Annotated in this window: 11 protein-coding genes; 2 read left to right on the top strand and 9 right to left on the bottom strand. The window is 64.5% G+C overall.

Annotation, left to right across the window (positions count from 1 at the left end; all coding sequences use genetic code 11):
• From FJ386_09010 to FJ386_08970, 9 genes are all read right to left on the bottom strand, one after another.
• Positions 1 to 381: TIM barrel protein (locus tag FJ386_09010; protein ID MBM3876842.1), on the bottom strand; the 381-nt coding region annotated here is incomplete at its 3' end.
• Between the two features lie 40 nt (positions 382 to 421).
• A complete protein-coding gene (locus tag FJ386_09005) occupies positions 422 to 814 on the bottom strand; it encodes a transport protein RbsD/FucU (protein ID MBM3876841.1) in 393 nt (130 codons plus the stop codon).
• A gap of 6 nt (positions 815 to 820) precedes the next feature.
• On the bottom strand, positions 821 to 2,071 hold the full coding sequence (locus FJ386_09000; GenBank protein ID MBM3876840.1) for a hypothetical protein: 1,251 nt from the start codon (positions 2,069 to 2,071) through the stop codon (positions 821 to 823).
• A gap of 70 nt (positions 2,072 to 2,141) precedes the next feature.
• Positions 2,142 to 2,972 (bottom strand): type II secretion system protein, encoded by an 831-nt coding sequence (locus tag FJ386_08995; GenBank protein ID MBM3876839.1) that lies wholly within the window; start codon positions 2,970 to 2,972, stop codon positions 2,142 to 2,144.
• Between the two features lie 211 nt (positions 2,973 to 3,183).
• The gene (locus tag FJ386_08990) at positions 3,184 to 4,842 is read right to left on the bottom strand and encodes a sodium/solute symporter (GenBank protein MBM3876838.1); all 1,659 of its coding nucleotides are present in this window, start codon (positions 4,840 to 4,842) and stop codon (positions 3,184 to 3,186) included.
• On the bottom strand, positions 4,839 to 5,126 hold the full coding sequence (locus FJ386_08985) for a DUF485 domain-containing protein (protein ID MBM3876837.1): 288 nt from the start codon (positions 5,124 to 5,126) through the stop codon (positions 4,839 to 4,841). Before FJ386_08985 ends, FJ386_08990 begins: the two co-directional genes overlap by 4 nt.
• Before the next feature lie 410 nt (positions 5,127 to 5,536).
• Positions 5,537 to 6,556, bottom strand: a complete 1,020-nt coding sequence (ruvB, locus tag FJ386_08980; protein MBM3876836.1) for a Holliday junction branch migration DNA helicase RuvB — start codon at positions 6,554 to 6,556, stop codon at positions 5,537 to 5,539.
• Positions 6,557 to 6,621: 65 nt separating this feature from the next.
• The gene (locus tag FJ386_08975) at positions 6,622 to 7,602 is read right to left on the bottom strand and encodes a type II secretion system protein (protein MBM3876835.1); all 981 of its coding nucleotides are present in this window, start codon (positions 7,600 to 7,602) and stop codon (positions 6,622 to 6,624) included.
• A gap of 14 nt (positions 7,603 to 7,616) precedes the next feature.
• Positions 7,617 to 8,117 carry a hypothetical protein gene (locus FJ386_08970; GenBank protein MBM3876834.1) on the bottom strand — a complete coding sequence of 167 codons (501 nt, stop codon included), beginning with the start codon at positions 8,115 to 8,117 and terminating at the stop codon, positions 7,617 to 7,619.
• Positions 8,118 to 8,318: 201 nt separating this feature from the next.
• Here FJ386_08970 and FJ386_08965 point away from each other — a divergent pair, with 201 nt between their 5' ends.
• Complete coding sequence (locus FJ386_08965; GenBank protein MBM3876833.1) at positions 8,319 to 8,576, top strand: hypothetical protein; 258 nt, start codon at positions 8,319 to 8,321, stop codon at positions 8,574 to 8,576.
• A 241-nt stretch (positions 8,577 to 8,817) separates the two neighbouring features.
• A complete protein-coding gene (locus FJ386_08960) occupies positions 8,818 to 10,878 on the top strand; it encodes an ATP-dependent helicase (protein MBM3876832.1) in 2,061 nt (686 codons plus the stop codon).
• The last annotated feature ends 3 nt before the right edge of the window (positions 10,879 to 10,881 follow it).

Below are 10,881 nucleotides of genomic sequence, written 5' to 3'. Positions count from 1 at the left end.
CTGTTCGCGCGACACCGCGCCTTCGAATCGACCCTGCATCGAGCCGACAATCGCCGGCGCACCGAGGATGCCCGCGAAGTTGATGATGCCAAAGATGAACTCCCTGGCACGCTGGCGCACCGCGGGATCGGCGTCGGTGAGGCGGAGCTTGTGCTTCACCCAGCCCGCGCCGGTGCCGACGGCCGCGAGCTTGAGGGAATAGCTCGCGCACAAGTTTTGCACCCGGCTCAAGGGGATCGCATTCGAAGATGCCATGAAGATCTCCACGGCATCGAAGCCGTGACGGGCGGCCGCGGCAAAGCCGGTTTCGAGGTCGTCCCAAAAGACAAACGGTCCGCCGCGCGCCTCGGGCACGAGGGAGATGGTCACGGCTGATTTCATCGGTTGTGGTCTGCGCATCCGCTTGGAAACCGGCGGTCCGTCACGCGGAGACGAGCAGCATGTTGCTGTAAATCGTGGCGTCGCCCGTGCGGATCAGCCCGATGGCGGACGGGATGCGGCGCCTTAAGTCTGCGTGCGGCTCGAAGCTCAAGTCCATTCCACGGCACGCCCGGACAAACGCGGCGCGGGTGCGCTTGTCGTTTTGTTCCAGAAATTCTTTCGCCATGAATGCCGCGCCCCATTTCCAGTGGGGCTGGATGAACGCGAGCACCTGGAGAATGGTCGGCGTGCCGCGCACGAGCGAGACGTCCACGGTCTCGAGGCCGGGCCACGACGGGAAGTCGCAGTCGGCGAGGACGATGGCGTTTGTGTGCCGCGCCCGGGCGAGCAGGGAGAGGATGCCTGGATTGAGGATGCCTTGCTGGAGGGACATGGTTGTTCATCCGATTAGCAGAGGTTGCAAATGGCGTTCGAAAAGATTCGCCGTCACGTTCCTGGCCACGGTGGCTTCGTTGGCTTTCAGCAGGTCGGTGTAGCGGGTGCCGGCCTTGGCGGCGAGCTTGAAGGAGACGTGCAGGAGCTGGCGGATGCTGGGGTTGAATTCGGGATGAGACGGGATGTGCCGCAATGCGTTTGCAAGTTGTGCGGCGCTCCACTGAGCGACGGTGCCCGCGCCGGGGAGTTTGTCGCGCTGGATGTCGATGACGCTTGCGTAGGGGGCGCAAAGCTCATCCACATGCGCGAGGGCGCAGGCGTAAATCTCCTTGGCGAGGGCGAGGCCGTCGCCGCCCGACTCGGCGAGGCCGATGAGTTCCTCCAGCCATGTCGTGCCCGCGGTCTTGAGATGGACGCCCGCGCCGGTGCGTTTCAGTGCGCGGCGGATGATCGGATACAAACTGAACTTGTCGCTGCCGCTATGGACGCTGAGTTTGAGGTTCGCCGGAAGCCCGTAGGACTTCACGGCGTGCGCGAGGACGGCGAGGTCGTCGTTGAATTCGCGCTCGAACTGCGAGAGGTCGCCCACGTAGTCCACGCCCTTGTTGAACCGGCCGGTGAACTTGGGCGCGATGGTTTGTGCGCGGACCTTTTCATCCGCAAGTGCGGCAAGGATGATCAGCAAGTCCGGCGGCGTTTGCGGCACGTCGGTTTCATCCATCGAAACTTCTGCGATGATGTTGTCCCCGCCTTTCCGTGCGGCGATGTGGCGATAGATGGTCCCGGCGTCCTGAACGGCCAGGAGATACTTGCCGGCGACACGCGCGACGTCTGCCCGCGTGGTCGTGAACGGCGCACCGGCGCCCGCGATGCTCACGGTGCCGGCGAGTTCGGGGTGGCGGTCCACGAACGCCCGCACGTCCGAGGGCGCGGCGGGCTTTCCGATGCTGTCGGCGACGTCAATGGTGAAAAAGTCAGAGCAGGCGAGGAACTTGTCGACGGTCTCGAGCCGGATGTGATCGGCATCCACGTGCCAGCCGCCGGTCCAGCCCAGTGACTTCACCGCGGCTTGCGCGGCATCGAGGACGCTTTGCGGGTGCGAGCCGATGAACGTGTGCTCGCGGTTGGACTTGTTCCAGACGGGCACCGCGGCGACGCCCTGCGCCGCGGCGAGTTGGAAGGCATGAAGCTGTGCTTTTGCCTGATGGGCGAAGCGGTCGCCGACGCCGATGGTGAATGGCTCGAGAGTCAGCACGGGCGCGGAGTGTGCGCTGCGCGGGGGGGCTTTGGAAGCGCGCAATCGGCGCGCCGCACGTGCTTCGCGGTTACTCCGTGGTGTGCCTTTTAAGCCAGAGGATGTCCACGCCGTCTGTGACGGTGGCGGGGCGGACGACTCCGCCAATGGAGGTGGCGCTTCCGGCGGAGAGGCGGGTCTGTCCCCATTTGTGGGTCTCGGCCCTTCCGTCGGCGAATCCAAACGAAGTGCCGCCGAGGTGCAACGCCGCGGGAAGGTTGCATCCGGTCCAAGCGTTGGTCGTGGACATGTCGATGGCGAAGTAGCCGTCATCGATCGAGTTCGGGTCTTCGTGGGTGAAGACGTAAAGTTCGGAGGGCCTGTTGAGGTCAACAATGCGCTGGAAGAGCTTGAATTGCTGGGCGGGCGGGGCAGGGAAGGGATTCGGCCGGATGCCGCCATTCATCCAGTTGTTCATGGAGACGCTGCGGACGTAGGTCGACACGGCGCCGGGATATTCGAAGCGGTCCGACGGGCACCGGAAAATCGCCGCGGCTTGCGCGTAGCGGCCGAGTTGCGCGTGCATGAAGAGGGTGGTGTTGGTCTCGTTGCCGGCCACGTAACCCGTCGCGCCGGGGCGCTGTCCCTCGGCGCACCAGGTGTTGTTGGTCTGAGTGCGGGCGACGGCGCCGGGGTTGCGGCAAAGCCGGTCGTCGAAATCGCCATAATAGAGCGTCCACGCGAGTTGCAGTTGCTTGTTGTTCGCGATGCACTTCGCGCTGTTGGCCTTTTCCTTGGCCTTGCTCAAGGCGGGCAGGAGCATGCCCGCGAGAATCGCTATGATGGCGATGACGACGAGCAGTTCGATCAAAGTGAAAGCGGACGGTGCACGGGTGTCGCGGGTTGGATGGGCTTGTGTCATGGCGCGGGTTCGCGCGGTGGCGCGTTGAGCGCGCAGCGCACGGAAGACAGGACGGACAAGTCGCCAGCAAGATTCATGAGCGGGAAACGCAGCCTTGCCCGGGGCTCACTGCGGCCCGCCGGTGTGTTGCATGATCCAGAGGACGTCCGTGGAGATGGCGTTCCCGGCGCCGGCCCGCCTGCGGGGGCGGGTCGCCGCGCCGCAAGGGGAATCAGTGCGCCGTGGCTTTCTCGGAGCCGAGGCCGGTGTTTGCGCGCACGGTCAGCTCGGCAAACTTGGTTTCACTTGTGCGGTCGTTGCTCAACATCGTGCCGAGGCACGCGGCGAGAAATCCGAGGGGAATGCTCACGATGCCGGGATTCGTGAGCGGGAAGAGTGCCGGCGATTGAATCAAGTGCATCTTGTCGGCCGGGGTGCCCGCGGGGTCCACGCCCATCACGCTCGGGCTTAGAATAATCAGGACGATGCTGCCGAGGAGACCGGCTCCAAGCCCCCAGACCGCGCCCGAGGTGTTGAAGCGTTTCCAGAAGAGGGAGAGGACGATGACCGGCAGATTCGCGCTGGCCGCGACGGCAAAGGCGAGGCCGACGAGGAATGCGACATTGATGGTCTGGAGCTTGATCGCAAGAAGGATGGCCACGGCCCCGACGACGAATGACGCAATGCGCGCGATGCGAACTTCCTCGCCGGGGGCGCGCTCGCGCCCGTGGTGCAGCACGTTGGTGTAGAAATCGTGGGCGAAGCTGGTGCTCGCGCTGATGGTCAACCCGGCGACCACCGCGAGGATGGTCGCGAACGCGACGGCGCTGATGAATGCAAAGAAGGTCTCCCCGCCGAGCGCCTTGGCAAGCAGCGGGGCGCTCATGTTTTCAACGCTGATGTTCGCTGGCGTCAGAATCGTCGCCGCCCCGAAGCCGAGGAAGGTGGTCATGATGTAGAACGAGCCGATGATGGCCATCGCCCAAACGACGCTGACACGAGCGGTTTTCGCGTCGGGCACGGTGTAAAAGCGCACGAGCACGTGCGGCAAGCCCGCGGTGCCAAACACGAGCGCGAGTCCAAGCGAGACCTGGTCCAAGGGCCCCCAGCCATTCGTCACCGCCGCCCCAAACTTCAAGCCGGGCCTGAGAAAATCCCGGTGCACGATCGTGCCGTCCGGGCCGGCCACGGGGACGTTGCCAATGGCTTCAAAAAACTTGGCCAGGCTGAAATCAAAGTGGTTGAGCACGAGCACGCTCAGGAACAGCGAACCGCTCATGAGCAGCACGGCCTTGATGATCTGCACCCACGTGGTCGCGAGCATTCCGCCGAAAACCACGTAGACGATCATCAGGACGCCGACGCCGGTCACCGCCGCCTCGTAACTCACGCCGGGCAAAAGGAGCTTGACCAGTGCGCCCGCGCCGACCATCTGCGCGATCATGTAAAACGTCGAAACGGTCAGTGTGGAAAGGGAAGCCATCGCGCGGACGGGGCGCGGGCTGAGGCGGTAGGCGAGCACGTCCGCCATCGTGTATTTGCCGGCGTTGCGCAGCGGTTCGGCGACGACGAGCAGGACGGTGAGATAGGCGACGAGCCAGCCGACGGAATACATGAAGCCGTCATAGCCCTTGAAGGCGATCATTCCCGCGATACCGAGGAAGCTCGCCGCGCTCATATAGTCGCCGGCGACGGCCAGCCCGTTCTGCCAGCCGGTGATGCCGCGGCCTGCCGCGAAGAAATTGCTCGCGCCCGTGGACTTCCGCGCAGACCAATACGTGATGGCGAGCGTGACGACGACAAAGGCGAGGAACATGCCGAGCGCAGGCGTGAAATGAAACCCCGCGGGCAGGGCGGCTGGCTCGGCAGCGGCGGCGAGGAGCGGGATCATTTCGAGCGGCCTTTCTTCGACGCGTCAAGCTTGGCGATGACATCCGCCGCCTGGCCGTCGAATCTCGCGGCCTTGCGCAGGTAAACGTAGGCGAGCACCCACGCCATGAAGAACTGTGAGAGGGCGAAGAGATACGCGACGTTCACCGGGCCGACGCGCTTGTCCATCAGCTCGGGAAACCAGCCGACCAGCACGGGCAGCGCGAAGTAGTAGATGACGAAGAACAAGACGGCCGGAACGATGAACGCGGCCTTCGCGCGAAGCAGCGATCGGAATTCACTCATCGCGGCCACGCGGTCCCAATCCGCGATATCGGCATCCTCATCCGCTGTTTGCTCGTGCGGGGGCGGCGGCGTGCTGTGGCCGAGGCGCGCGACGTCCGTTTCCGCGCCCACGGCGGGCGTCAGGTCACGGTCCGGAGATTCGGGCGCGGGATTTAGATCCATTCAGTCAGTCCGTGTGCGGCGAGACGATGGGCAAGGGTCGCTGGAAGGTCAAGGAAGGAGGACGAAGCATCTCGTTTGCAAGCGTGCGGTCTTGGCCGGGCCGGGAGGGAAGGATGCATGGTTCAAAATCCCCGCTTGGCGCTACGTAGGACTCCGGATGAATCCATTGCCGTTCCGGCGGCTTGGTCGCTCGCGCGGCATGGTTGGAACTGCGCCGCCCGGGCGCCGGGTTTGCCTGCCGCCGCTCTTCAGAACAGACTGGGCTGTTTCGCCCCTTGCGGCTTGAGGCCAAGTTTCTTGAAGGCCAGTTCCGTCACGACCCGCCCCTGGGAAGTCCGGTGGAGGTAGCCCTCCATGATCAGGAAGGGTTCATAAACCTCCTCGAGCGTGTCGGCTTCCTCTCCCACGGCAACTGCGAGCGAACTGATTCCCACGGGGCCACCGCTGAACTTGATGATGATGGTCTCCAGGATTCGCTTGTCCATCTCATCAAGGCCGTCGCGGTCGATTTCCAGCATGGCGAGCGCGGAATCGGCGGCGGCCGACGTGATGCTGCCGTTGCCTTTGACCTGCGCGTAATCCCGCACGCGACGGAGCAGGTTATTCGCGATGCGAGGCGTGCCGCGGCTGCGGCGCGCGATCTCCATGGCGGCGGATTCTTCCGCTTCAACTCCGAGCAGCCGCGCGGAGCGGACCACGATCTGGTGGAGTTGATCCGCTTGGTAGTAGTCGAGGCGTTCGCGGATGGCGAAGCGGGTGAGCAACGGTGCCGTGAGCAATCCGCTGCGTGTTGTGGCGCCGATCAACGTGAAGCGCGGCAAGTTCAGCCGGACACTCCGGGCGTTGGGCCCTTGATCGATGATGATGTCGAGTTTGAAGTCCTCCATCGCGGGGTAGAGATACTCCTCGATCGTCTTTTGCAGCCGGTGGATTTCATCGATGAACAGCACGTCGCCTTCGTCGAGGTTCGTGAGCAACCCGGCGAGGTCGGAGGCTTTCTCGATCGTCGGCCCGCTGGTGGCGCGGAGGTTGGAACCCATTGCCTTGGCGAGGATGTTTGCGAGCGTCGTCTTACCGAGGCCCGGGGGGCCGCTCAACAGGATGTGGTCGAGGGACTCCCTGCGCTGCCGCGCCGCGGCCACGGCGATCTCGAGCCGCTCTTTGACCTTTGTCTGTCCGGTGAAATCCGAGAAGAGCGATGGCCGGAGCGTGACTTCGAGCGCCGCGTCGGGCTTGCTCAATACTTCGGAAACCTTGTGCTCGGCCATGCGGCGAGCATGGTGGAGGCGCCGCGGTGAGTCCAGACTTTAGCCGACGAGCCACGACGCGCCGGCTAGTCATCGGGCCTCAACGTCCACATGCCGACTTGCAAATCCGGATTCGTCGCGGCGCCGAGGGTCGCCTCCGGCTTCAGCCGTTCCACGTGGCCGTCGGCCATCTGGTAGACCATCGTGCCGCCATGGTATTGCAGGACGCTCGTGAAGGTGAGGGTGATGTTGTAAGTTTCGAGCACGCGCGATTCGAGGTGAGTGATCGGCGAGTTGATCACGGTTCGCATCGAGATGAGTCCGAGCGAACCACCGATGACGTATTGAGCCTGCCCTGCGACGTTGTCCGGAGAAATCCGTTCGGTGAGATTGATGATCCCTTCGGGCTTGATGAGCGTGGACTTGCGAATGGCGAGCTGAGATCTGGGCGCGATATTGGGAGGCGCCGGGTCGGAAGGTGTCCAGTTCGACCCCGGGAAAATCAGGTTTGGCGTCCCGTTCAATCCGCCCATATCCCAGTGGAGCCCCATGCCGGTTCCATTGTTCGGTCCCGGTGGCCAGTCGCGCGCCGCTACGGGCGGGTTAGCTCCGTTCGGGTTCAAGGCGATCATGTTGTGCGTCGGCATCGCATAAGTCCTAGGCTTGGCGCCAAGGGCGACGAACGCGGGATTGCGATGGACTTTGTCCGCCGGACACCACACGACGGCGGCAACATTGCTCGCCACGAAGCTGTCAAACTCCGCCTGCGTCTGCCGGATTCCCATATACGAGCTGACCAAATCGTCCCAAGACCATTGCGTCGTCGGACTCGACCTCATGCCGGCATACGGCATCTTGTCGTCGAAGTCGTCCGCGTAAATGGCCTGCGCCAGACCACACTGCCGGACATTGCTTGCGCACACGATGGCGCGCCCGCGCTGCTTCGCGCCCGCGAGCGCGGGCAGCAACAATCCCGCGAGGATAGCGATGATGGCAATGACCACGAGCAGTTCAATGAGCGTGAAACCGCGCTGGCGACCGGATCGGGGTCTTGGGTTTGTCTTCATCTTTGCTGATGGGCTCATCGGTTCGCGCCACCCCCTGCGGGAGCAAGCACAACCTGTCCCTGGGCGGCGTCGATCGTAAACTTCATCCCCGGCGGTGCCGCGGGAAGGCGTTTGAGCGCCCCGGCGTGAACGAGGTCCTCGATGGTGGCGGGCGCGGGTTTGCCGGTGGCGAGGTGAGCACTGAGCGCCCGGTTGAGGGCATCCAAAACATCCTGAGGGCCGGCGGCGCGAGGCGCGGCGGCCTTGGGTTGCTTGGTTGCAAACGCCGCGTCAACCGTGATGACGCGGACCGGGGTGACGACGCTCGGATTCTGCGCGACCGGAGGCGCAACGGGCGCAGGGCTCGGCGCAGGCGCATTGCCACCGGGCGAAGCGGCGACGCCCGGGTCTGGCGCGGCTTGCGGCGCGACTGGAGGCGCTGACTGTGCGCGAGGCGGCGTGGCCAGTTCGAGACCCTTCGCGGGTTGCGGTGGCTTGGAACACGCACCGAGGGTGCACGCAACAAGCGTCAGCATGGGAGAACTCCACTTCATGCTTCAGTTTCTAAGTTCGTCGGCAGTGAAGCAGTTTCCCGTCGGGTGGTCAATATGGCGTCCATGCTATTTCCCCCAAGAGTGGTTGGTTGTGTGCTTCAGTATTCCCGGCTGCACCCTTTCCAGTGCAAGCGAGCCAATCCCCTTGTCAGCCCGGTCGCGAGATCACCCGCGGCGGCATGCGTGCACGACATGGGCACGGGCGCGCAGGGACGCCTCTTCTACACGATGAAACCCGTGCAAGGCGTCACGCTCGGCGAAGTGCTCTTCAAGCCCCGCACGAAGGACGCCGCGATGATTGCCCGGTGTCCGCTCAATCAGCTGCCCACCATCTTCCAGAAGGTTTGCGACGCGGTGGCCTTTGCGCATTCGCGCAGCTTCATCCCGGCACCGTTGCGACAAATGGGCAGGGTTGGAGCCTCGCCAACGGCGTGCTGCTGAGCCCGAAGCGTGCTTACGCGACGATTCCGATCCCGGGGCAATTCCCGAACGCGAGCTCCCACCTGCAACTCAAGCTGCGCCGCCTCGCGCCCGGCCCGTTTGGCTCCGGCTCGCACCGGGCCGAGTGGGTCATTCATGGCATCCGCGTGAAACGGCCGCAGCCGCATCGCCCGTCGAATTCCCGCCCGGACAGTCTTCGTTTTTCCTTCCCGCACCCGGGGCGCCGCCATTCAATCGCGCCATGTCGCGCGAGTATGCCCTCCACGAGTTTCGCCCGCCGGTGGACTTGCGCATCGACTACGCCCGCGAACTCAATCCGCAACAACTCGCCGCTGTCACCGCCACCCCCGGCCCCGCCCTCGTGATTGCCGGGGCGGGCTCTGGCAAGACGCGCACCCTCACGTATCGCGTTGCCTGGCTGCTGGAACAGGGCATTCCCGCCGAGCGGATGCTGTTGCTCACGTTCACGAACAAGGCCGCGAGCGAGATGATGCGCCGCGTCGGCGACCTGCTCGGCAGCGATCTCTCGGCGCTTTGGGGAGGGACGTTTCATTCCGTCGGACACCGTTTCCTGCGCCGCCATGCGGACGTCCTCGGCTGGCCGCGCGACTTCACCATCATGGACCGTGAAGACGCGGCCGACCTGATCAAAGCCTGCCTCGACGAGTCGAAGATCGACATGAAGGCCACGCGCTTCCCGAAGGCCGACGTGCTCGGGGAGATCTTCTCGCTCGCGGTCAACACCGGCCGCAGCGTCGGTGAACTGCTCCGTGCAGATTACGACTACTTCACGCCGCTCGAAGCGCAGATCGTCGCCGTGCACACAAGCTACGTGGAGCGCAGGCGCACCGGCGGGTTGATGGACTTCGACGACCTGCTTGCGTTGTGGCTGCGGGTGCTGCGCGACCATGCGGACATCCGCGAATCGTATCAGCGCAGGTTCCAGTTCGTGCTCGTGGACGAGTATCAGGACACGAACAAGCTGCAGGGAGAACTCATCGACCTCCTCGCCGCCCGCCACAACAACGTGATGGCCGTGGGCGACGACTCGCAAAGCATCTACTCGTGGCGCGGCGCCAACTTTCGCAACATCCTCGAGTTTCCCAAGCGTTATCCCGGCGCGACGATCTACAAGATCGAGACCAACTACCGCAGCACGCCGGAAATCCTCTCGCTCGCCAACGCCGCCATCGCGCCGAACATCCACCAGTTCGCCAAGCAGCTCGCCGCCGCGCGGCCGTCCGGCCCGCGTCCCGTGCTCGTCGCATGCGGCGACGGCCCGGAACAGGCCGCGTTTGTGGCGCAGCGGGCGCTTGAGTTGCGCGACGAAGGCTTCGACCTGCGCGACATGGCTGTGCTTTACCGCTCGCACTTTCACTCGCTTGAACTGCAGCTTGAACTCACGCGCCGGAACATCCCGTTCAGCATCACCAGCGGCGTCCGGTTTTTCGAACAGGCGCACATCAAGGACGTCGCCGCGCACCTCAAGCTCGTCGCCAACCCGCGCGACGAGCTCGCCTTCAAGCGCCTCATCCGGATGCTTCCCGGCATCGGGGGCAAGACCGCCGACAAGCTTTGGGCCGCATTCAGTTCCAGGTTCCGGCTTCCGGGTTCCGGGGCGGCATCCGTTGACGTCGAACCGGGGTCTCCAACCACCGCGCCTCGCCTTGCCCGGGCGCTCCAATCCTGCGGCGCCGCCATCCCGAGGAAAACCGCCGTCGCGTGGGCGCAGTTTGCCGCCACGATGTCGCAGCTCGAGGCGCCCGGGACCCTCGGCAACACGGAGAAGATGATCGCGCTCGTGGTCGAGGCCGGCTACGAGGATCACCTCAAGGCCAACTTCGCCAACTACCGCGCCCGCATGGAGGACATCGAGCAGCTGGCGGTCTTCTCCCGCCGTTTCCCGACGCTCGAGGATTTTCTCACGCAGCTCGCGCTGCTGACCAACGTGGATGCCGAGGAGCAGGACTCGAAACCGGATCGGGACGACGAACGCTTGCGGCTCTCCACCATCCATCAGGCGAAGGGACTCGAGTTCCGCGTCGTGTTCGTGATCATGCTCTGCGAGGGGATGTTCCCAAACGCGCGCGCCCTCAATGCGGTGGACGGCGAGGAGGAGGAGCGGCGGTTGTTTTACGTGGCGATCACACGTGCGAAGGACGAACTCTACTTGAGCCACCCGCTGTTGCGCTCCTCGTTCGGCGGTGGCGCCGAGATGCAGCAGTCGTCGCGTTTCCTGCGCGAACTCCCGCGGGAATTGCTCGAAGAGTGGGACCTCCGCCCCTCGGCGGCCATGCGCTGACGG

Source organism: Verrucomicrobiota bacterium (genome assembly GCA_016871675.1).
In the GTDB taxonomy this organism is placed as follows: domain Bacteria; phylum Verrucomicrobiota; class Verrucomicrobiia; order Limisphaerales; family VHCN01; genus VHCN01.
This window is presented reverse-complemented; position numbering and strand designations above follow the sequence as displayed.